This window comes from Caproicibacter sp., from assembly GCF_046707225.1.
Taxonomy (GTDB): domain Bacteria; phylum Bacillota; class Clostridia; order Oscillospirales; family Acutalibacteraceae; genus Caproicibacter.
This window is the reverse complement of sequence record NZ_JBJKOP010000045.1, coordinates 1-19,026: the sequence shown is the minus strand read 5'-3', so window position 1 is coordinate 19,026 and position 19,026 is coordinate 1. Positions and strand designations below refer to the sequence as shown.

The 19,026-nt window shown below is 58.9% G+C and carries 25 protein-coding genes; 9 read left to right on the top strand and 16 right to left on the bottom strand.

Features of this window, described 5'->3' with window-relative positions; all coding sequences use genetic code 11:
* Window positions 1–211: 211 nt before the first annotated feature.
* The 15 genes from hflX to ACLQ3M_RS12605 form a co-directional block, all read right to left on the bottom strand.
* On the bottom strand, window positions 212–1,456 hold the full coding sequence (hflX, locus tag ACLQ3M_RS12675) for a GTPase HflX (protein WP_411678048.1): 1,245 nt from the start codon (window positions 1,454–1,456) through the stop codon (window positions 212–214).
* A 147-nt stretch (window positions 1,457–1,603) separates the two neighbouring features.
* Window positions 1,604–2,077: a hypothetical protein gene (locus tag ACLQ3M_RS12670; RefSeq protein ID WP_411678047.1), complete on the bottom strand. Its 474-nt coding sequence runs from the start codon at window positions 2,075–2,077 to the stop codon at window positions 1,604–1,606.
* An 11-nt stretch (window positions 2,078–2,088) separates the two neighbouring features.
* Window positions 2,089–3,111, bottom strand: coding sequence for a baseplate J/gp47 family protein (locus ACLQ3M_RS12665; protein WP_411678046.1), 1,023 nt, complete (start codon window positions 3,109–3,111; stop codon window positions 2,089–2,091).
* A 29-nt stretch (window positions 3,112–3,140) separates the two neighbouring features.
* Entirely contained in the window at window positions 3,141–3,479 is a 339-nt protein-coding gene (locus ACLQ3M_RS12660; RefSeq protein WP_411678045.1) for a histidine kinase, read from the bottom strand.
* On the bottom strand, window positions 3,469–3,813 hold the full coding sequence (locus tag ACLQ3M_RS12655) for a hypothetical protein (RefSeq protein ID WP_411678044.1): 345 nt from the start codon (window positions 3,811–3,813) through the stop codon (window positions 3,469–3,471). The genes ACLQ3M_RS12660 and ACLQ3M_RS12655 overlap by 11 nt, the downstream gene beginning before the upstream one ends.
* A 3-nt stretch (window positions 3,814–3,816) precedes the next feature.
* The gene (locus ACLQ3M_RS12650; RefSeq protein ID WP_411678043.1) at window positions 3,817–4,707 is read right to left on the bottom strand and encodes a hypothetical protein; all 891 of its coding nucleotides are present in this window, start codon (window positions 4,705–4,707) and stop codon (window positions 3,817–3,819) included.
* Window positions 4,704–5,231 carry a LysM peptidoglycan-binding domain-containing protein gene (locus tag ACLQ3M_RS12645; RefSeq protein WP_411678042.1) on the bottom strand — a complete coding sequence of 176 codons (528 nt, stop codon included), beginning with the start codon at window positions 5,229–5,231 and terminating at the stop codon, window positions 4,704–4,706. Before ACLQ3M_RS12645 ends, ACLQ3M_RS12650 begins: the two co-directional genes overlap by 4 nt.
* A gap of 87 nt (window positions 5,232–5,318) precedes the next feature.
* A complete protein-coding gene (locus ACLQ3M_RS12640; RefSeq protein ID WP_411678041.1) occupies window positions 5,319–6,008 on the bottom strand; it encodes a hypothetical protein in 690 nt (229 codons plus the stop codon).
* The gene (locus tag ACLQ3M_RS12635) at window positions 5,978–6,343 is read right to left on the bottom strand and encodes a hypothetical protein (RefSeq protein WP_411678040.1); all 366 of its coding nucleotides are present in this window, start codon (window positions 6,341–6,343) and stop codon (window positions 5,978–5,980) included. Before ACLQ3M_RS12635 ends, ACLQ3M_RS12640 begins: the two co-directional genes overlap by 31 nt.
* A 3-nt stretch (window positions 6,344–6,346) precedes the next feature.
* Window positions 6,347–7,357 carry a phage major capsid protein gene (locus tag ACLQ3M_RS12630; protein ID WP_411678039.1) on the bottom strand — a complete coding sequence of 337 codons (1,011 nt, stop codon included), beginning with the start codon at window positions 7,355–7,357 and terminating at the stop codon, window positions 6,347–6,349.
* A 14-nt stretch (window positions 7,358–7,371) separates the two neighbouring features.
* Window positions 7,372–7,716 carry a hypothetical protein gene (locus ACLQ3M_RS12625; protein ID WP_411678038.1) on the bottom strand — a complete coding sequence of 115 codons (345 nt, stop codon included), beginning with the start codon at window positions 7,714–7,716 and terminating at the stop codon, window positions 7,372–7,374.
* Between the two features lie 15 nt (window positions 7,717–7,731).
* On the bottom strand, window positions 7,732–8,586 hold the full coding sequence (locus tag ACLQ3M_RS12620) for a hypothetical protein (RefSeq protein WP_411678037.1): 855 nt from the start codon (window positions 8,584–8,586) through the stop codon (window positions 7,732–7,734).
* 276 nt (window positions 8,587–8,862) lie between these two features.
* Window positions 8,863–10,047, bottom strand: coding sequence for a serine/threonine protein phosphatase (locus ACLQ3M_RS12615; protein WP_411678036.1), 1,185 nt, complete (start codon window positions 10,045–10,047; stop codon window positions 8,863–8,865).
* A complete protein-coding gene (locus ACLQ3M_RS12610) occupies window positions 10,037–11,305 on the bottom strand; it encodes a PBSX family phage terminase large subunit (RefSeq protein WP_411678035.1) in 1,269 nt (422 codons plus the stop codon). The genes ACLQ3M_RS12615 and ACLQ3M_RS12610 overlap by 11 nt, the downstream gene beginning before the upstream one ends.
* A complete protein-coding gene (locus ACLQ3M_RS12605; RefSeq protein ID WP_411678034.1) occupies window positions 11,295–11,612 on the bottom strand; it encodes a hypothetical protein in 318 nt (105 codons plus the stop codon). The genes ACLQ3M_RS12610 and ACLQ3M_RS12605 overlap by 11 nt, the downstream gene beginning before the upstream one ends.
* A 148-nt stretch (window positions 11,613–11,760) precedes the next feature.
* Here ACLQ3M_RS12605 and ACLQ3M_RS12600 point away from each other — a divergent pair, with 148 nt between their 5' ends.
* The 4 genes from ACLQ3M_RS12600 to ACLQ3M_RS12585 all read left to right on the top strand — a co-directional run bounded on the left by ACLQ3M_RS12600 (window position 11,761) and on the right by ACLQ3M_RS12585 (window position 14,760).
* Window positions 11,761–12,138: a GntR family transcriptional regulator gene (locus ACLQ3M_RS12600; protein WP_411678059.1), complete on the top strand. Its 378-nt coding sequence runs from the start codon at window positions 11,761–11,763 to the stop codon at window positions 12,136–12,138.
* A gap of 12 nt (window positions 12,139–12,150) precedes the next feature.
* Window positions 12,151–13,011 (top strand): ABC transporter ATP-binding protein, encoded by an 861-nt coding sequence (locus ACLQ3M_RS12595; protein ID WP_411678033.1) that lies wholly within the window; start codon window positions 12,151–12,153, stop codon window positions 13,009–13,011.
* On the top strand, window positions 13,008–13,628 hold the full coding sequence (locus tag ACLQ3M_RS12590; RefSeq protein ID WP_411678032.1) for an ABC-2 transporter permease: 621 nt from the start codon (window positions 13,008–13,010) through the stop codon (window positions 13,626–13,628). The genes ACLQ3M_RS12595 and ACLQ3M_RS12590 overlap by 4 nt, the downstream gene beginning before the upstream one ends.
* Window positions 13,629–13,887: 259 nt before the next feature.
* A complete protein-coding gene (locus ACLQ3M_RS12585; protein ID WP_411678031.1) occupies window positions 13,888–14,760 on the top strand; it encodes a DegV family protein in 873 nt (290 codons plus the stop codon).
* 74 nt (window positions 14,761–14,834) lie between these two features.
* On the opposite strand, the gene ACLQ3M_RS12580 is transcribed toward ACLQ3M_RS12585, so the two are convergent.
* A complete protein-coding gene (locus ACLQ3M_RS12580) occupies window positions 14,835–15,548 on the bottom strand; it encodes a peroxiredoxin (RefSeq protein ID WP_411678058.1) in 714 nt (237 codons plus the stop codon).
* A gap of 147 nt (window positions 15,549–15,695) precedes the next feature.
* Between ACLQ3M_RS12580 and ACLQ3M_RS12575 the strand changes: the two genes are divergently transcribed.
* The 5 genes from ACLQ3M_RS12575 to ACLQ3M_RS12555 all read left to right on the top strand — a co-directional run bounded on the left by ACLQ3M_RS12575 (window position 15,696) and on the right by ACLQ3M_RS12555 (window position 18,705).
* Window positions 15,696–15,998: a DUF3892 domain-containing protein gene (locus tag ACLQ3M_RS12575; RefSeq protein WP_411678030.1), complete on the top strand. Its 303-nt coding sequence runs from the start codon at window positions 15,696–15,698 to the stop codon at window positions 15,996–15,998.
* A gap of 184 nt (window positions 15,999–16,182) precedes the next feature.
* Entirely contained in the window at window positions 16,183–16,812 is a 630-nt protein-coding gene (locus tag ACLQ3M_RS12570; RefSeq protein ID WP_411678029.1) for a TrkA C-terminal domain-containing protein, read from the top strand.
* 121 nt (window positions 16,813–16,933) lie between these two features.
* Window positions 16,934–17,485 carry an RNA polymerase sigma factor gene (locus ACLQ3M_RS12565; protein ID WP_411678028.1) on the top strand — a complete coding sequence of 184 codons (552 nt, stop codon included), beginning with the start codon at window positions 16,934–16,936 and terminating at the stop codon, window positions 17,483–17,485.
* Complete coding sequence (locus ACLQ3M_RS12560) at window positions 17,475–18,191, top strand: DUF4367 domain-containing protein (protein ID WP_411678027.1); 717 nt, start codon at window positions 17,475–17,477, stop codon at window positions 18,189–18,191. The genes ACLQ3M_RS12565 and ACLQ3M_RS12560 overlap by 11 nt, the downstream gene beginning before the upstream one ends.
* An 85-nt stretch (window positions 18,192–18,276) precedes the next feature.
* Window positions 18,277–18,705, top strand: a complete 429-nt coding sequence (locus tag ACLQ3M_RS12555; protein WP_411678026.1) for a hypothetical protein — start codon at window positions 18,277–18,279, stop codon at window positions 18,703–18,705.
* Window positions 18,706–19,026: the final 321 nt, after the last annotated feature.

Genomic DNA, 19,026 nt, shown 5'->3' with positions numbered 1-19,026 from the left:
GGGAATCATAAAAAAAACTCCGCGAATCATTCGCGGAGCCAGCCTGTTTGAAAAACAAACAAGCCGTTAAAAATCGTACGGGACAAGACGGCAAACCTGCCAATAAGGGACTCTCTGCTCTGTCTGTACGTGACCGGACTTTGCGGGTGCAGCCGACGCCGCAGGTAAAATTGCATTGCGGTTTTATCGGCGCCCTGACGGAGATTTCTTCTTATTCAATAATATATTTGCTCAGCGCCCCGGAAAGGTCCGGGGGAATATTCGCCGTCAGCATAAAGCCGTTTTCGGTGTATTCCTCGCTTTCCACGCTTCCATTTTTGCGAATCTCTGCCTCAAGGCCGGATTCCGTAAACGGAAGAAGCAGCCGGACCCGCAGGGACGGCGCCTCCAGATTGTCTTCAATCGTCTGCAAAAGCTGATTCAGCCCTTCCCCGGTTTTGGCGCTGATCCGCACGGCGTGGCCGATCATCGGGATCTCGCCGAGATCCGGGATCAGATCGCATTTGTTCAGGACGGGAATCACGGGCCTGTCCCCGCAGCCGAGCTCGGAAAGAAGGTTTTTCGCCACGTCCAGATGCGCCGGGGCCTCCGGGCTGGAAGCGTCGCACACGTTCAGAATGATGTCCGCCTCCGCAGCCTGCTCCAGCGTGGAGCGGAACGCCCGCACCAGGTGATGGGGCAGCCTGCGCACCAGCCCGACGGTATCGATCAGCAGCACCGTCTCGCCGCCCGGCAGCCGCAGAGCGCGGGCCGTCGGGTCCAGCGTGCAGAACAGCATGTCCGCCGCCAAGACGCCCGCGCCGGTCAGCGCGTTCATCAAAGTCGATTTTCCCGCGTTCGTGTAGCCGACCATCGCCACGGTGACAAAGCCGTCTTTCTTTCTTCGCCGGCTGATCTGCCTGCGGTGCATCTCCACGTCGTGAATCTGCGCGGTGAGCGAATCGATCCGGCGCCGGATGTGCCGCCGGTCGGTTTCCAGCTTGCTTTCGCCCGGCCCCCGCGTGCCGATTCCGCCGCCGAGGCGGGAAAGCTCGCTTCCGCGCCCGCCCAGGCGGGGCAGCAGATATTTCAGCTGGGCAAGCTCCACCTGCAGCTTGCCCTCCCTGCTTTGCGCCCTTGAGGCAAAAATATCCAGAATCAGCATCGTTCTGTCGACGGCGCGAACCCCGCTTTCCCGTTCGATGTTCCGAATCTGGGTCGGGGTCAGCTCACAGTCAAAGATCAAAAGGTTCAATTCGTATTTTTGAACAAAATCGGCAATCTGCCGCATCATCCCGCTTCCCACGCAGGTCGCGGCGTCCTGCGAAGGCCGTTTCTGCGTCATCGCGCCGAAGGGCTGCGCGCCCGCGCTGCGGGTCAGCTCGTACAGCTCGGCCAAAGACGCCTGCGCATCGTAACCCCCCGTGTCCACTTCCACCAGTAGGGCGCGTTCCAACTTCTCTTTATTTTCGTGCATTTTCGATTCCCCGCTCCTTTTCTGCGGTTTTCCGCGTCCGTTTCCCCTGTTTTCTCTCCGTTGTTCTATCAAAATACATCAGATTCCGGGAAAATGCAATCATATTCTGTCGAAACGGGCGCATTCCCTTATGACACGGTTATTGTATCACGAAACGCCTGTGAAATCCGATTCCGCCGTCAAATGAGCGGGGCAAAATATTTCCAGTATCCTTTGGGCTTCCGTTTTCCCGCAGGCAGGCTGCGAAAGAAAATGCGCGATAATTTTCGAATTTGCCGCGTCCTCCTCCAGGCTGACCGAAAGCCCAAACGCGGAAAGAGCCGATTCCAGCCCTTCTTTGGTGCAGGCGCCCGGCCTCACCGCGCCCAGCTTCAGCAAAGCCGCCCGCCGGTCGGAAACCCCGCCGGAGGACGGCAGCCCGCAGGCCCGCTCCTTTTCCAGAAGCCCGTAGCCGGACGCCGTCGCAACGTAGCTTTCGGCCTGAAGGGCGGAAAGCTCGTTTCGCAGCGCGTTGAGCCCTTCGGCATAGGCGGCCAGCTCATACTCCACCGTCGTCGTGCCGTCCAGCCGGTACAGTCCGGTCGAGCTCAGTTGATTTTTCATCGACTCCAGGGTATCCACGCTCATCCCTCCTAAGCCACGGTAACGGTCACGGCGCCGCACACGGCAAGCTGGTTGTCTGCAACCGACGCCGTTGCCGTGCTGAGGGAACAGTCGCCGATCATCCCGGTTCCGAACAGCGCGGCGACGAGTGCGGCTGGGACCACCTGCTCCGAAACGCCGAGGCCGTAAAAATAATTTTGAACCGCCGTTTTGCAGGCTGCGATCACATCGGCGGAAGCAAGCCCCGTCTTTGCGGTCACCGTTGCCGTCACGCTGTAAGCAACGGTCTGCGCCGGGGCGACGGTCACCTTCGTGCAAATTTCCCGTTCCGCGCCGAGTCCTTCCGATACCCGGCTGACAACGTCGTCGGAGGGGGCGCATCCCCTGCCGCCCAGATACAGCGCCACCGTACCGGCTCCGTTCACCCTTGGAATCACGCTGACCGAGTCGACCCCGTCGCAGGCGAGCGCGTAATTCCGGTAATACGCCGCGTTTCCTCCGTTCCCGGCGGCGGCGCTGCTTTGCAGCAGCCGGGAGCGCAGCGCGTCGTCCGTTTCCCTGTCCTCGCCGCCTGAAAAAGCGGCGGCGTTTGTTACGGCCTGAATGGCGGTGGGCGGCGTGACCAGAACGGAGACCGTTCCGGCCTCCGTGTTGCCCGCGCCGCCGCTTTCCTGCGCCGCAGCCGGAACTTCCACGCTGAGCGTGCCCGCTTTCAGCACGGCAGCCTGTGTCGTGACATACCGCACGGGATTGGCGCCCGCGGTGGAACAGACGATTCCGGAATCGATCGGCAGGTCGAACCAGATGGTCGAGTCGCGGGAAAAGGTCAGCGTGCCGTGGGCGGCGACGGGCTCCTTCCGCACGATTCCCCGCTCCTGCGCCCGGTAATCCAGCTCCCGTCCGCTCGCGGTCTGCGCGAAGGTCTGCCGCCTGAGCCAGTCGGCCGCCGTTTCCACCGAATAAATTTCCCCCGCCAGCAGCCTCATGCGAATCCCGAGATCCGAAGCGTCGTCCGGCGAATACCCGGCGAGGTCGGTAAATTTCTTTTTCATTCTGGCCAGAATGTCTTCATAGCTTTCCGTCAGAGCTTCACCTCCACTTCACGGCTTTCGCCGCCGTAATTCAGCGTGACCGTTACGGTCGGCGGGTCGGCCCGCGAGACCGCCGCGCCGGTCACCGTCAGCTGCGGCATTCCCCGCAGCGCCTCCTGCGCCATGGAAAAGGCCTTTTCGTCCGGGAACGACGTTCCCGATTTCAGCGTGTGCAGGCGGCTGCCGAGCGACGGGTCGCAGGAAAAAGAACCGAGCGGCACGGTCAGTCGGATCGTTGCCCGCTGAAACAGCTCTTCTTTGCCGGAAACCGATTCCGGCCTTCCGTTTTCGCCGGTGAGAAAATCTCCGCCGGATAGTTCAAGATCCATTTGCCGCCTCCCTTTGAAAGACCTGCCCGTTGATGACGATGTCTCCGTTGTTTTTCAGGTAAAGCTCCGCCCCGCCGGAGGAATACAGCAGCAGCTCCCCCGGTTTGAGCCCCCGGTCGGCGGCCAGCGTCCCGACGCAGGCGTCCCCCGCGCTGGTCGAGACAATCACGGCCTGCGCCGCGTTCGGCGGCTGATAGGCGATTCCCCACGGCCCCGCGAACGGCAGGTTCCGGTATTCGCCCGCACCCTGCGCCGCGGCGCCGCCGGTCGTTTTCGCAAGCTCCGCGGCGGGCCTTTCCGCCTGGGACGCGATGATTTTCTGAGAAATCCACACGATTTATCTCCTCCTCAGCGTGATAACGGTATGTTCCCCCTGCGCGCCGAGCACATAGCGCGCGGACCAAACGCGGAGGGCACCTCCGGTTTCAGCTCCGGCGATCCTCGCCGGAGCCAGCGGCGGGGCCGCAACGTTTCCCGGGCAGTCCAGCACCGCCTCGAACGCGCTTTGCTCCGCCTTTTTGAGCACCGCGGAAGCGTCCGCCCCGCCGCTCAGGAAACGCCTGCGCCTGACTCCGAGCGTTTCCGCCCCGCTGTCGGCCGCCGCCAAAAAATAGGTTCCGCCGTCCGGATCCAGCGCGTAAACTTCGGAATACAGTTCGCAGTTCCGGTTCCTCAAAAGCCCGGAGGTAAAGCGAACGCCGCCTTTCCCGAATACGATTTCCTGCCCGGGCGCCGCGCCCGACGCGTCGAACACGCCGTTCACGACGCGCGGTTCGGTCTTTAAAAACCGGGCGCAAAAGGACGCGGCTGCGGCCCATTCGCTCATCCCCTTGGAAACGGACAAGGTTCCGGAGAAAACTTGATCTTCTCCCAGGTACCGCGCAAATCCGTACGGGCGCACATGCCGGTCGAAAACGGTCCCGAGCGACGGGTTGACATAATTCTGCGGCATTGCTTCGTTGTCCAGCAGCAGCGCCGCGCGGCTGCGGGCGGAAAGGGTGAGCGTTCCTCCGCTCAGGCCCTGCTCCTGCTCGTCCACGATTCCGTCAAAAAGCGCCGAACCGTCCCCGTTTTGAATCGTGAGGCCGGTCAGCGGCCCGCAGCTTTTCGGCATGGGGAAGACTCCCTCGAACCCGTCCGCCGGGGCGTCCGCGCCGCGGTCCAGCCGGATCCTCACCGGCGCCGGCAGCCGGAACCCGCCCTCCGGCCCGGTTCCGAAGCAGATCACGGCACCGTCACCTCCGTTCCGGCTCCGGGGTCGTCCGGCCACTGAATCTGCGGATTCGCGTCCCGCAGAACGTCCACGCCGACTCCGTACGCCGCCGCGACGGAAAACAGCGTGTCGCCCGCCTTGCAGACATACACCCGCGGGTCGCTGACGACCGATTCGTCTTCCGGCGCGGAACCGTCCTCCAGAAATTCAAATTCGTACCCGATGTAATCCGGACGGGGATCGCCTTTCCGGGTCAAAGAGGAAAACACCGCCGAAAACGGCGTCATGTCCGGCAGAATCAGCTGGCCCGCTCCCTCTTCGGAAAAAACGGCGGCGAGCTTTCCGAATTCCTCCGCGCACCCGGAGCCGGAAAACGCGCCGGCGCCCCGCACCGTGCGGCTCGCGCCGCCGAGGTCCTGCAAGGCGTTCCCGACGTATGGAACCGGGTAGCTGCCCACCTTTTTTTCTCGCGAAACCGTCACGGTTTCCGGATTCCGCGGCCAGACATAGTCTTTATAGCTCATCGGTTTCAGACGCATCCGATTCCCCCTCAAGGTTCAGATTCCGCGGGTACCTGCGGCAGTCGCGCTCGATCGCGCGAGAAATTTCTTCCGCCGTGTCTTCCGTCATGCCGACTCCTCCTCCGTTTTTGCCGCCGCCAGCACCAGCAGGGAACGCCGCGGCTCCAGCGACTTCCCTCCCGTTTTCGTTTCGTTTTGCACCCGGCACCCGGAGTACGCCGTTTTTCGTGTTTTTCCCCGGATTTCGACCGAAAATTCCCCCAGGCCGGTACAAACTGCCCCGGCTTCCGCCGTAACGCCGAACAGGCTCAGTTCATAACGGGTTTCCCCCTCGGCGATCTGTGCCGGAACCCCTTCCCCCCAGGAGCGGATTTCGCACCCGTCGCGAAGGGTGCGCGTTTCGTAGCCCTTCGCGCGGGCCAGAACGGTTCCGTCCGCCGCAAGCAGCACGATTTCCGAATCCGCCGCGCCGGAAAGTTCCCGCAAAACGGCCCAGTCGTACAAGGCACCGGTTCCGAGCATTGCCGTGCCGGCCCGGCGGACGCTGTAACTTGCTCCGTCCGCTTCCAGCGTGTCCCCTTCGGAAAGGCCGCATCCCGCGGGCCCGGTGAACCGGTAAGAGAGGCCGGAATCCCCGCCGGTCAGGCCGCGGTCCGCCCCGGACTGAATTTCCAGAGGGCGGATCACCGCCCGGACCTGCGTTCCGTTCAGCGTCGCCGGGGACCCGTATTTCAGAAGCATGGCTTCCACGGCCGCGCGGCGGGTCACGGGCGGATTCTCCCGAACAGAAAGCATCCCCCGTCCGTAAGGAAAGGAGCGGCGGCCGCCGCCGCCCCGTTCCACAGCGCCTTTGCGGAAGACGGACTCCCGGCCTGCTCCGTAATTTTAACGTCCCCGGCGGCAAACGACCCCGCTCCGACTCCTGCGCGGGCCAGCGTGCAGCGGTAAAACGCCAGCGCCGCCGCCGCGGCGGTCAGCGCCGGCCGGCCGTCCTCTCCGCAGGAATCGCGCTGCGCCCGTCCGATTTCCCCGGCCGCGTCGCCGCAGAGCGTCCGGTATGTTTCAACGTCCTCCTGCCCGGAAAGCGCCGCGAACCGCGCAAGCACGTCATCGGTCCTGATTTCAATCACCGCTTACGCCCCGTAGGCCAGGACCCTGACCGCGCCGTCAAACAGGCGCGCAAAGCCCGCCGTCACGCTGACTGCCGTGCGCTCCAGCTGGCGGTCGATCAGCCGGTCGGAATCGGTGGTCACGCCGCCCGCCTGCACCATCTCAAGCGCGCAGGCTTTGTCCAGCCCGATGATTTTTCCGGCTTCCATCTGCGGCGCGTGCAGCAGCTTCGCGCCCAGCGGGCTAATGAGCTTTCCGGTTCCCTGAAAATTCAGTCCGGCGGTCGCGTCCTTGAATTCCGCAATCGAAAGCAGGTCTTTCATTGCCGCCGTCGACGCAAGCATCGTGTTCAGCGTGTAAGGGGAAAGCCCGCTCCACAGGTTGATGAGGTCCCCGTAAACCGGAGTCGTCCCCGCGGCGGCCACCGTTTCGGCGGGCTCGTCCCCGCCGTCGCCGCTGAGCAGAACCGCGATCGCGTCGCTCAGCTGGCTGCGCGCGATGGCCGACCCGATCTGCCGGAGCGTCACGGTGAACAGGTCCAGCCTCTGGAACCGCAGCGCCTCATAGCTTGCCACCAGCATCCTGCCGCGCTTGTTCAGCTTCACCAGCTTGTCCTTGACGGTCACGCCGGTCTGCGGCAGCTGCGCCCCTTCCGCCACCGGCTTCAACGACCGGTCGTCCTCGCCGGGGTCGGACGTAATCGTGCGGTAGTCCAAAGACTCAATCTGCGTCGTCGCCGCCACAAGGTCGGGCAGCAGATTCGCCTGCTCCATGCCCTGCCTTACCGCGCGGGAGACATACTCCGGGAACAGCGCGGCGGCATCGCCGGTCTGAAAGAACTTTTCAATTTTATCGGAAGAGGGGCCGCCGACCCGGATGTCAAAACGCTTGAGCTGGCGCTGGTACGCGTCCAGCCCCTCCATCGGGGTTCCCGCGTATCCGTCGGAGGGATCCAGTCCCTCCAGCACCTGGGTAAAGGATTTTCCGGGCACGCCGTACATGCCCTTTTCCAAACGGATGGATTCGTATTTCATGGATGCGTCCTCCTTTAAAGAATCACGCCGCAAAGGTTCGCGGCCTCGTCCACATCGGTGACCAGCAGGCTTCTGCCGCCCGTTTCCGCCGTTTTGATTTTCCCGTTTGCCGCCGCGCACAGGGTCTGGTACCCGACCGACGGCGCCGTCCCGTCATAGGGCAGGCGCACATAGCCGCCGAGCCGAACCGCCGCGAAGCCGCAGCGCTCGTTTTCCGCCACGCCGCAGAATACCTCGCCGTCCGCGCAGGGCCCGACGGTTCCGTTTGCCGTCAGCTTGACCGGCGCGCCCGCCGCAACGCCCTGTTCCGCTTCAAATGTCACCATGGATTCCCGGAATCCGTTTAACGATACGTTCATAAAAATACTCCTCCTTTATATTTTAAAAGCCGAATCGTCCGCCAAAGTCTCTCTGCCCGCGCCGGAAAGCTGCGGCGTGAGCGGCACCAGGCGCTCCGCGTCCCTGCGGAATGCCGCCGCAAAGCATTTCAGGTCGTCCAGATTCATTCCGTCCGCCGCCCTGCGCAGCGCCTCCGCCGGGATGCCCGGCTTTGAAAGCGCCGCACACCGCACGAATTCCTTCGTCAGCTCCGCGCGGTAGGCGCGCCCGCAGGCGGCTTCCCGCTCCAGCGCCGAAATTTTCTCTGAAAGCCGCGCGGCTTCCCGCTGTGTGAGCGTTACGGTTTCACCGGAGCGAAGGGTCTTCAGAATATTTTCCGTCCCCTCCGCTCCGGAGTAGCTTTTCACGACGCCCGCCTCCCGCTGGGCGGGCACGGCGACAAACGACCATTCATAGGCGTCGGTCGGTTCGTCCAGCACCGCGCAGCAGACGGCTCCCCCGTAGGATTGTCCGCGCTCGTGGCCGCAGGCTCCGTTTTTCAGGTCGGCGCCGCAGACGCTGCAGGTCACGCTCCGCACGGCACATCCGACGCTGACCTCCTTTTTAATGCCGCTTTCCAGTTCCGCCATCAGACCGTCGTTTTGTTCCATGCGCGGCAGGTACGCGCTCGCTTTCAGCCGCGTGTAGGCCTCGCCCGCCGTCGTGACGCGCTCCGGGTCCCTTTCGACGCGGCAGTCGAAAATCCGCGCCGCCTGATCCTGCGCCCTGCCGCTGTGGTTGAAGATTCCCGTTTTGCCGACGAACAGCTCCGCGAGCTTTTCCAGCGCCGAGACCGTGAACCGTTCGCCGTCCCGGTCGATTTCGTTGTCGCACAGCACGACCGGGAACACATAAAGCTCCTCCGCCGAAAAGGCCCTCCGCGTAAAGCGGTTGATCTTTTTCAGCGCCTCCGCGTCCGGGATCGATCCGGTTTTCGGCGCGTTTGCCGCGCCGTCCTGCGCATACGATTTTGTCAGAATAGCAATTCCTCCTTTATTCCTGTTTCATCTGTCCCTGATTCATCCTGATCGTCACTTGATTTGCAAAGCGCCGCGTCGCCCGTCAAAATGCCGTCCCGCTCATTTGCCCGCTCAAAAAACTCCAAAGACGAGCCTAAGCCTCGTTTTTCAGATGAGATTTTGAGCCGTGTCCGGCGCAGCCGCGGAAGAACCGGACGGTTCGGGCCGTTTCGACCGGACGGTCCGCTCGATCTGCTCCGCCCTGGCGTTCTGATACCGCGCGGCGGCAAGCTCGGTGGCGTCCTGAAGCGTGATGTCGTCCCAGTCGACGGAAACGTTCTGCGCTTCCCCGTTCAGCCGCAGCCACATTCCGCAGATTTTCAGGATGACGGGATTCAGCATTCTGCGGTACGCTTCCAGCTCGCTGGTCAGAATATCCGCCTGCTGGCTGGACATTCTTTCGGTCGAAGTCCACGTCAGGCCGAGCAGGAACGGCGGGATGCCAAGCTTTGCGACGATCTGCTCCAGAATCTGCCGGACCGGGACCTCACTGTCGGGAATCCGAACGTCCGAACCGATCGCCCTGATGCTCACGTTGCCGACCGCGATAAAATCACTCACGCTGTCCCCGCGCATCGCGCGGCCCCACTCCGAGGCGATCTGCTCCGCGCGTTCCCTTGAAAACGCGCGGTCCGCCGCGTCGGGATCCGGCTGATAGGTCACCGCGAAGCGCACCGCGCCGAGGCGCTGCCAGTTCACCCCGACGGTGTGAAAAATCTGAACCAGAATGCGGCTGACAAACGGCAGCCCGCGCAGGATCGAAACGCCCTGCGCGCTGCCCGGCGGCGGATTCAGCGCGGAGCAGAACACCAGCTCCGGGTACCGCACCGGCACGCTGCCGCCGTTTTCCCTCCGGCATACCTCAACGGAGAGCGGCGACTTCGCGCGCAGCTCCACTTCGTCCAGCGAAGCGTTGTAAAGCGCGCGAAGCCGCCCTCCCTGAACCACCATTTCCCCGACCGCGTTGCCGTAGGTGAGCAGCTGATCCAGGTACGAAGACAAAAAGCTATCGATTCCCCGCCGGTCCGCTCCCACCTGTACGGTCTGCAAAAAGCGGTTCAGCTCCCGTTCCGAGTCCCGGTTCGGGCAGGAAACCGTAAAGCCGCCGACCAAACGCAGAATCTTGCAGATTGCCGCGTCGATCAGCGGCACGGCCTCCCGCATCGCGTCGTAAAGGCGGCGCTCCCCGGCGCACAGCGGCACATAGGAGTCCAACTCCGAAAACGTCGTGTTCCGCTCCGCCGTCTGGATCGCCCGCACCGCGGCGCTCGGCTGTTTCCGTTTAAAAAGCATGTTTTCCCCCCTCTCCCCTCGGCGCTGCGACGGCGAAAAAGCCGCCGTCCGCGCCGGGCAATGATGTGACAAAATAGCGGATCTCGTCCATCGCGTGGTCGTTTTCCTTGAGCGGAACGTCGCCCCTCTTTTTTTCGTCCCATCGGTACAGCCCGAATTCCCGGACCGCGTCCCCGCAGCAGCGGCAGACCTTCACCTTTCCCTGCTTGAGCGCGGCCCCGGTCTTCCGGATTCCGTCCAGGACGGCGTTGTTCGCTTTCCTGGCGCGGTATCTGCCGTGCCGGCGGATCACCTCCAGAAAACTCGCGGCGGAGGGGTCGACCACAACGCGGTCGATGCTCCGCTCTCCGCAAAGGCGCTCCAACGCGGCGTAATGCTCCTCGTCCGTCCGCTGCTCTCCGGTTTTCCGGGAGTCGTAATAGGACTCCCGGATGCGGTACCAGATTCCGTCGCGCAGACCCCACAGCCCCATCGAGCAGGGATTGGCCGTTCCGTAATCGCACGAAACGGCATAACGCGAAAATCCGCCCTCCGGCACGTCGCAGAACAGCTCCCCCGTCATAAACGGGTATATGAGGCCCTGAGCCGCGACCCATTTCCCCAGCACGAACCGTTCGTAGAAAGCGCCGGAGTAAAGCGAGCGGTACCGCGCCAGAATTTGTGGGGAAAGCGACGGGTTGTCCTCCATTGTAAAATGCAGGAGCAGCGCGTTTTTCTGCTTCGCCCGCTCAATCCACTCCCGGTAAAACCAGTGGCCGGGACCCTCCGGATTACAGGAAAACCAGAATTTGGAGCCCTCCACCGAGCAGCGCGCCAGCGCCTGCTCCACAAAGGAACGCGGCATCAGCGCGACCTCGTCGAAAAACACGCCCGCGAGCGTCATGCCCTGAATCAGCGCCGCGGAGCCCTCGTCTTTCCCGCCGAACAGGTAAAAGCAGTTCCGGCTTTTGCCGTAAGAAATCTCGATCCGGTTCTCCCCGGCGCGGTAAACGCACGAAAATCCGGATTCGGTCAGCGCCGGAAGCAGGGTCGTCACCAGATTCCGCCGCAGCGAACGAATCGTCTTGCCGCACAGCGCGAACGACCTTTTGTCAAACCGGGCAAGCGCCCACATGACAAACGAAAGCCCAAGGCACAGGGTTTTTCCGCTTCTCACCGCGCCGTCGCAGACGACCGCGTCCCGCGACGCGTGCGGAGACCCCGGGCACCACCAGCTCAGCGCCTGCCTCTGGCGCCGGGAAAAGGCGTTAAGCTCCATCCTTTTTCTCCTCCCACGTCTCTTTCGCGCATTGCTGCAGCGCGCGGTAAAGCGGCGAGTCGCCGGCGCCCTGCTCGCTCAGGCTGCGCAGGCAGTCCAGCGCGCGAAGGCGGTCGTAAAACTTGATTTCCAGCGCGCCGTCCTTCAGCCTTCGGATTTCCGCGATATTGCCGAAATCCATTTTTTCCAGCTCCGCTGGCTCCGGCTCATCCCCAAACAGAAGGCGCACCGCGTCGTTTACGCTGCCGAACGCGAGCTTTTCATAACCGTTTTTCAGGCTCCGGCTTTTCTTCCCGTTCCGAGTCAATCTCAGGCCCCCTTTCAACCCACCGCGGAACAGCCGCCTATTTTTCTCTGAACAGGGCAAAATAAAAAAAATAAATCTTGACAATTCTGTCCGTCGATGATACTGTGTATATATAATATATACAGTTTTGAAGGCGCGGTGATGCAAACTGGACATTGTCATCAGTAATTCCGATCCACGACCGATCTACGAACAGATTACCGCACAGATCAAAAGCCAGATTCTTTCGGGATTGCTGCACGCGGGGGATCTTCTTCCCTCCATGCGGCTGCTCGCGCGCCAGCTTCACATCAGCGTCATCACGACGCGCCGGGCCTATTCCGACCTGGAAGCGGAGGGATTTCTGGAAACCGTGGCGGGCAAAGGCTGCTTCGTCGCTCAAAAGGATATGAAGCTGGTCAGGGCGGAGCAGTCCCGCCGGGTGGAAGAGCTGCTGGGCCGGGCGGCGGAGCTTGCCCGCCAGAGCGGGATTTCACTCGGGGAACTGCACGGAGTTTTGGACCGCCTGTACGGCGGAAACGATTAAAGGAGTTTATTTATGGAAACATTACTGGAGCTTGAGGGCGTCTGCAAAAACTACCCCTCTTTTACGCTGCGGGACGTCGGCTTTACCGTGCCGGAGGGCAGCATCATGGGGCTGATTGGTGAAAACGGCGCGGGAAAAAGCACCACCCTCCGCCTGATCTTAAACGAGATCCGGCGCGACGGCGGCAGCATCCGAATTTTCGGGAAAGACAACATCAAAGACGAGGTCGCCGTCAAAGAGCAGATCGGCGTCGTGTTCGACGAAAGCTGTTTTTCAAACGAATTTTGCGCCAAAGACGTCGACCTGATTTTAAAAAGGGTGTTCAAAGCCTGGGACCGCGATTTATACCGGCGGTATCTCAAGGATTTTTCCCTTCCGCCCAACAAAAAGATCAAGGAATATTCCAGGGGTATGCGGATGAAGCTCGGCATTGCCGCCGCGCTCGCGCACAGGCCGCGCCTGCTGATTCTGGACGAGGCGACCAGCGGCCTGGACCCCGTCATGCGCAGCGATATTCTCGACCTGCTGCTCGACTTTATTCAGGACGAACGCTGCGGGATCCTGTTCTCCTCCCACATCACGTCCGATCTGGAGCGCATCGCCGATTATGTAACTTTTCTCCACGAGGGACAAATCGTGTTCAGCCGGGCGAAAGACGAGCTGGAAGAACATTTGGGGCTTTTGAAATGCGGCGCTTCTCAGCTTGACAAATTGGATTCCTCCGATTTTCTGCGCGTCCGGCGCGGTTCGTTTGAATGCGAGGCGCTGGTAGCCGACCGCGCCGCCGCCAAGCGGAAATATCCGGAGCTGGTCATAGACGCCGCGCCGCTCGACGAAATCATGCTGCTGTATGCAAAGGGGGAAAATTCATGACGGGCCTCATCCTGAAAGATTTGATGTATCTCAGGCGCACGGCAAAAGTTCTGCTGCTGCTGCTTGCATTTTATTTTGTTCTTTTCGCGGTGGCGGGCGGCGATTCGGCCGCCGGAATCTTCTCCTCCGTAACCGTGCTGCTGACGGTGCTTCTTTCCGTCAACGCGTTTGCTTACGATGAGGCCGCAAAATGGAGCGTCTATGAGCGAAGCCTTCCCGTTTCGAAAAGCGGCGTTGTTCTTGCCCGCTATTCGCTGGGGATCGGGGTCGCCACCTGCCTGACCCTGATCTCGTTCCTGGCCGAGCTGATCGTCCTCCGCGGCATGTCGCCGGACAATCTCACGGCACTCTGGGTTTCCTGGAGCGTGGCGCTGCTGTTCTGCGCGATTCTGTTTCCTCTGATGTACAAATACGGCACGCAAAAGGCGCGGATGGCACTGATGATCGTCGTGCTGCTGCCGACTCTCGGCTTGATTCTGCTTCAAAAGGCAAATCTGCCCCTGCCGTCCGTGTCGACCGTTCTGCTCTTGATGCGTTTTCTCCCGCTGGTGGCGGTCGCGGTCGTTCTAATTTCTTTCCAGATCTCCTGCCGGATTTTCAGAAACAAGGAGGATTAAGACCGTGGGGAATGCGGGCCGACGGCGCTTCTCGCCGTTCGGATTCGATTCGGCGGGACGTAACCCGGCCTGCTCCGCACCGTCTCAAGGCGGGAAGTCGTCGCCTGAACATATGATCCGGTCTTTCACACGACATATTCTATTGTTTGACACCCTATGATTTCCAAAGTTCGGCGGCGCCGCGATTGCATAATTTGGAAAGCGGTGGTAAAATAAAAAGCAGGAACGTATAAATCAGTTTCATCAGAGGGAGAAAACGATGGCGGATTATGTGATTGTGACGGACTCTTCCTGCGATTTGCCGAATGAGCTGGCAAAGGAGCTTGAGCTGGTGGTTCTGCCCCTTTCCTTTCATTTAAACGGAAAGGAGTACCACAATTATCTGGACGAACGCGAAATGCCGATCGGCGAGTTTTACCGCCGTATCCGTGCCGGCGAGCCCTGCACCACCTCCGCCGTGAACGTGGACGCTTATAAAAGCGCCATGGAGCCGCTGCTGCAGCAGGGCGTGGATATTCTGGACATCGCGTTTTCCTCAGGCCTTTCCGCAACCTACAGTTCCGCGAAAATCGCCTGCGAAGAACTCGCGGAGAAATATCCGGAACGAAAGGTCTTTGCAGTGGATACCCTCGCCGCTTCGCTCGGCCAGGGGCTTTTAATCTACCTCGCCGTACAGATGAAGCGCGCGGGCAAAAGCATCGAAGAAGTCCGTGGCTGGGTAGAAGAAAACAAGCTCCGACTCTGCCACTGGTTCACCGTGGACGACCTGAACCATTTAAAACGCGGAGGACGCATCTCCGGCGCGACGGCACTATTCGGCACCATGCTGAACATCAAGCCGATTCTGCACGTTGACGACGAGGGCCATCTGATCCCGATGGGCAAGGTTCGCGGGCGCCGCGCTTCATTGGACGCGCTGGCGGACCATATGGAACAGTCCGCCGACGATCCCGCCTCCCAGACGGTTTTCATCAGCCACGGCGACTGCCGGGAGGACGCGGAATACCTCGCTGGGGAAATCAAACGCCGCATGGGAGTCAAAAATTTTGTCATCTCGCACTGCGGCCCGGTCATTGGGGCGCATTCCGGACCCGGGACCATGGCGCTCTTTTTCCTCGGCGGCAAGCGGTAACCCTCAAATTCTCCCATTCGAAATTGCATAAGAAAAGGCCCGAAAAACGCCGCCGGACGTTTTTCGGGCCTTCTTCACTTGTTCCCTGCGTTTTCCTTTCCGCTTGGCAGCTGCTTGTAGCACCAGAACCAGTCCTTGCAGGTCAGCCCCAGCTCCTCCGGGTCTTTTTCCCGTTCCAGCAGAGCACTGTACGTCTGCGGCGGCGGGACCAGCGCCGGCTGCCCCGGCTGCCAGTTTGCCGGTGTGACGACCTTGTCGGCGTCGGTCGTCTGCAGCGCGTCCACCAGACGCAGAATTTCCGGAATGCTGCGCCCGTTCGTCAGCGGATAAATCAGAATCGCGCGGATGATCTGATTCGGGTCAATAATAAAGACATTCCGCACCGTTTCCTGCTTGCTCACGTCCGGGGCGACCATTCCGTACAGGCAGGCTACCTCGCCCATCCGGTCGGCTACCACCGGGAACGGGATTGAGATTCCCGTCGTGCGGGCGATGGAGCGCACCCACGCCAGATGGGAGGGATTGCTGTCGATGCTCAGACCCAGCAGCTGAACGTTTCGCTGCTGGAACTTCGGGTAAGCCTGTGCGAAAGCGACAAATTCCGTCGTGCAAACCGGCGTGAAGTCGCCGGGATGAGAAAAGAATACCACCCATTTCCCCCGATAATCCGAAAAACGGATCGGGCCGAAGGTTGTGTTCGCGGTGAAATCAGGCGCTTCCATCCCTATGCTTAAATGACCGCAGCGGTCCATTTGATCCATTTTCATTTTCATGTTCATATTGTCCATATCCATCATAAAGAAAAAAGCCTCCTTTTACTTCTGTTTTATAATACGCGCCGTGATTAAAACTGTGCGCAAGCCCGCCGCGCGCCGTCGGCCGGGGAATAAAACGGCTATGTCCGCAGAAACTAAAAGCGGAAAGGAGTTTTGCAAATGGGACAGGAATCACACGAAGAAAACAACGGGCCTCTGCCAAAGGCCATTAACGAGTTTACACCGGAGCCGGAAGCGGACGCGCTTTCCATCACGGGGCTTGTCAAAGCCTCCGGCAAAATCACCGGATACCAGCTCTCAGACGGCAGAAAAGTCTCCCGGGATGAGGGCGTCCAACTGGCAAGGGAGAACAAAATCCGGGGCGTGGCGGTCGCCGTGAAGAAAGGGACGGAATACCTTCGTTCCCTTCCGGACGACTCGGAGGACAACAATCTGGGCAGCCTGCCGACCGTTTCTCAATAACGCCGAACCTAGTTCGGCCTCCGGCCGCCTGCTGCTGGAAGAAAGCACGGGGCGGCCGGGCCAATTTTCACAAAGCGTGAAAATTGGATTGCCCGCCGAGCGGAAACATGCTATAATCGGTTTTGGCTGAATTGTTCGGCCCAGAGCGGGTAAACCGCGTTACCCAGACGGAGGACTGATAAACATGGCGGGTTGGGAAAGCTATACCATGCCAAGATATTTGAAAATCGCAATGGATTTGGCCGCGAGAATCGCGTCGGGAGAAATCCCGGAGGGCTCCCGCCTGAAAGGGCGCTCCACCCTGGCCACGGAATATAACGTATCCCCGGAAACCATACGCCGGTCCATGTCCATTCTTTCTGATAAAAGCGTGCTCAAAATCATGCTGGGCAGCGGGATCGTCATTCTTTCCAAAGAAAACGCAATCCAATTTATTAAGAGCTTTAAAGACGACGAGCGGGTTGCCGACCTTCGCCTGAAGCTCGCCCAGCTGATGGAAAAACGCAGCGGCATGGATGAAGAAATCCTTTCGCTGACCAAACAGATTATCGATATGTACCGCTACAAGCGGTCCGACCTGATCACGCCCGTGGAAATTCCACTTCCGGGCAAATCGCCGCTCATCGGCAAAAGCATCGGGGAGCTGGAAATCTGGCACAATACCGGGGCGACTATCATCGGCGTGGTTCAGCAGAAGGACATCATTCTCTCCCCCGGCCCGTACTACGAATTCTGCGCGTCCGACCGTGTCCTCATCGTCGGCGACGAAAACGTCATCGAGCGTTTTAACGCCTTTGTCAACGGAATTTTATAAATCAGCGATTTTATATCTCTGTCCCGTGCTTCTTTTTTGGGAAGCACGGGATTTTTTTCTAAATTTGCAGTTTCTCCGTCCGAAATGATACAATAGAAAGCAGAAATAAGGGGGGATTCCATTGCTGCCTTGCATCATGGCAATTGAAAACGAAGAAGAGCGCCAGACCATGGAACAGCTGTACCGGCAAAATTACAAGCTGATGCTGTACATAGCAAACGGGATTTTAAAGGATCAAAGCAAGGCCGAAGACGCGGTTTCTCAGACTTTTGTAAAAATAATTGAAAAATTTCAAAAATTTTCGTTTGAAGACTGTAACAAAACCAAGGGTTTGGTGGTTATATTAGTGAAACATATTTGTTACAACATGCTGCGGAACGAATCCCGCCATTCGCAGGTGTCTTTGGAAGAAGAGAATTTGCAGGCTGATTCCTTCGACTTGCCCTGTGACCATCTGCTGACGGAAGAAGCATACCGGGCGTTGCAGGCGGAGCTGAACCGGCTGGATGAAAAGTTTCGCACCGTGCTGGAATTAAAATATGTTTACGACTATTCTCACGAAGAGATCGCGCGTCTTTTGGACATTTCTCCGGGGAACGCCCGGGTTCGTCTTCACCGCGCGAAAGCAGCTCTTGCAAAAGCATTGAACGAAAGGGGATTTCATGGTGAATAAAGCAAAATTAAACCGCGAGCTTTTTGAGGCAATGCTGAAAGAGGCGGTCAACGAAAATTTTGAAAAGGAGGTTCAAAGCCTTCCGAGCGAAGCCGCGCTCGCGGACTGCGAGCTTTCTTCAGGGACAAAGCGCAGAATCGAAAGCATGATCCGCGAAGCCCGCATGAAGTCGCTTCTCCGGCGCGTCAGGGCGGTTACGAAACGGGTCGCCGTCCTTCTCGCAATCATGATCCCCGTATCGCTCGGCAGCCTGCTCAGCGTGGAAGCGTCGCGCAACGCCATTTTCAACCAGATTATGAACTGGAAATCCAACAACGTCGATATTCACTATCAGGGCACGTCCTCTTCTCAGTCGGGCTCCGAATCCGACAATATTTTAAAACCTCAGTATCTTCCCGAAGGTTTTGTCGAAGTACAAACCATTCAAGTCGGCCGGGAAACCGTTACAAAATATCAAGACAAAAAAGAAACCACGATATATCTTCATCAATGTTCTTTGGCGGGCGAAGGCTTGCTTAGCGTGGATACGGAGCACACTACGCGGGAAGAAATTGAATTACAGGGAGAAAAGGCCCTTTTGTTTTCCGCAAAATCCCCAGGTGAAACTTCTTATTTGATCTGGAGCAACCAATCGCGGAGTTTTCTATTAAGCTCTGTGATCGATCCTGAACAATTGATTAAAATAGCTCAAAGTATAGAAAAATAATTTTTTTAAAAAAATCTGTAACAAATTGCTTTCTCAGGTGTTTCTATATATAGAAACCCCCAAAAAAACAAAAAGGAGAAGAAAAATGAAAAAGAAAGTTTTAGCGTTGATCCTGTCCGTATCAATGGTTTTCACCGTGAGCCTTCCCGCATTTGCCCAGCAGAAATCGACTTCAAATCAAAATTCTGGCATTCATGTTTTATGGGACAACACAGATGTTGTGAGCGTGAACTTGAATTTTTCCGGTGACCGCGCTGATTGCGCCACTTACGTCATAGGGAAAAGCGGCACCTCCAAAATCACAGCAAATGTATTGTTAAAGCAGGTTACCAGCAACGGCACCAAGACTATAAAAACGTGGACGGGGCTGAGCGCCTCAGGAAATGAATTTTACTTTGACAAATCGTATTATGTCTCAAGCGGATATACTTACGAGTTGGAAATCGACGCCAAAGTTTACAGAAACGGTACCGAGGAATCTATTATTAAGACCGACAGGGATTACTGCGGCTGACTCCCGGTCCAAAGCTGATTACAAGGAACTCCCTTTCACATACACTTTGCCGGCGGCTCAACCGCCGCCGGCACCCATTTATTACTCATCCGCAAAGGCACTCGTTTTGAAAGTTTCTAAACAGCCTTTAAAAATTTTCAAAAAAAGTGTAACAAAACAGCTTCTCAGGTGTTATGTAAGTAGAAAGAAAAATTTACAGGCTTCCATTCCATTGATTTCCATGCTGCGCAGCATCCGAAATATAATTTTTGTTTCAGAAAGAGGATGACACCGATGGACTATTCAGAGGGGAGACTGATTCCCCGGCAACTCTTTCGTACG

What these genes read in the sequence shown, in the direction of transcription:
- ACLQ3M_RS12595 (WP_411678033.1), top strand. Translation starts at nt 12,151, where the DNA reads ATGGAAACATTACTGGAGCTTGAGGGCGTCTGCAAAAACTACCCCTCT.
- hflX (WP_411678048.1), bottom strand. Translation starts at nt 1,456, where the DNA reads ATGCACGAAAATAAAGAGAAGTTGGAACGCGCCCTACTGGTGGAAGTG.
- ACLQ3M_RS12555 (WP_411678026.1), top strand. Translation starts at nt 18,277, where the DNA reads ATGAAAAAGAAAGTTTTAGCGTTGATCCTGTCCGTATCAATGGTTTTC.
- ACLQ3M_RS12615 (WP_411678036.1), bottom strand. Translation starts at nt 10,047, where the DNA reads ATGCTTTTTAAACGGAAACAGCCGAGCGCCGCGGTGCGGGCGATCCAG.
- ACLQ3M_RS12645 (WP_411678042.1), bottom strand. Translation starts at nt 5,231, where the DNA reads ATGCGTCTGAAACCGATGAGCTATAAAGACTATGTCTGGCCGCGGAAT.
- ACLQ3M_RS12630 (WP_411678039.1), bottom strand. Translation starts at nt 7,357, where the DNA reads ATGAAATACGAATCCATCCGTTTGGAAAAGGGCATGTACGGCGTGCCC.
- ACLQ3M_RS12590 (WP_411678032.1), top strand. Translation starts at nt 13,008, where the DNA reads ATGACGGGCCTCATCCTGAAAGATTTGATGTATCTCAGGCGCACGGCA.
- ACLQ3M_RS12660 (WP_411678045.1), bottom strand. Translation starts at nt 3,479, where the DNA reads ATGGATCTTGAACTATCCGGCGGAGATTTTCTCACCGGCGAAAACGGA.
- ACLQ3M_RS12610 (WP_411678035.1), bottom strand. Translation starts at nt 11,305, where the DNA reads ATGGAGCTTAACGCCTTTTCCCGGCGCCAGAGGCAGGCGCTGAGCTGG.
- ACLQ3M_RS12665 (WP_411678046.1), bottom strand. Translation starts at nt 3,111, where the DNA reads ATGAAAAAGAAATTTACCGACCTCGCCGGGTATTCGCCGGACGACGCT.
- ACLQ3M_RS12640 (WP_411678041.1), bottom strand. Translation starts at nt 6,008, where the DNA reads ATGCTTTCTGTTCGGGAGAATCCGCCCGTGACCCGCCGCGCGGCCGTG.
- ACLQ3M_RS12560 (WP_411678027.1), top strand. Translation starts at nt 17,475, where the DNA reads ATGGTGAATAAAGCAAAATTAAACCGCGAGCTTTTTGAGGCAATGCTG.
- ACLQ3M_RS12580 (WP_411678058.1), bottom strand. Translation starts at nt 15,548, where the DNA reads ATGGACAATATGAACATGAAAATGAAAATGGATCAAATGGACCGCTGC.
- ACLQ3M_RS12575 (WP_411678030.1), top strand. Translation starts at nt 15,696, where the DNA reads ATGGGACAGGAATCACACGAAGAAAACAACGGGCCTCTGCCAAAGGCC.
- ACLQ3M_RS12570 (WP_411678029.1), top strand. Translation starts at nt 16,183, where the DNA reads ATGGCGGGTTGGGAAAGCTATACCATGCCAAGATATTTGAAAATCGCA.
- ACLQ3M_RS12585 (WP_411678031.1), top strand. Translation starts at nt 13,888, where the DNA reads ATGGCGGATTATGTGATTGTGACGGACTCTTCCTGCGATTTGCCGAAT.
- ACLQ3M_RS12625 (WP_411678038.1), bottom strand. Translation starts at nt 7,716, where the DNA reads ATGAACGTATCGTTAAACGGATTCCGGGAATCCATGGTGACATTTGAA.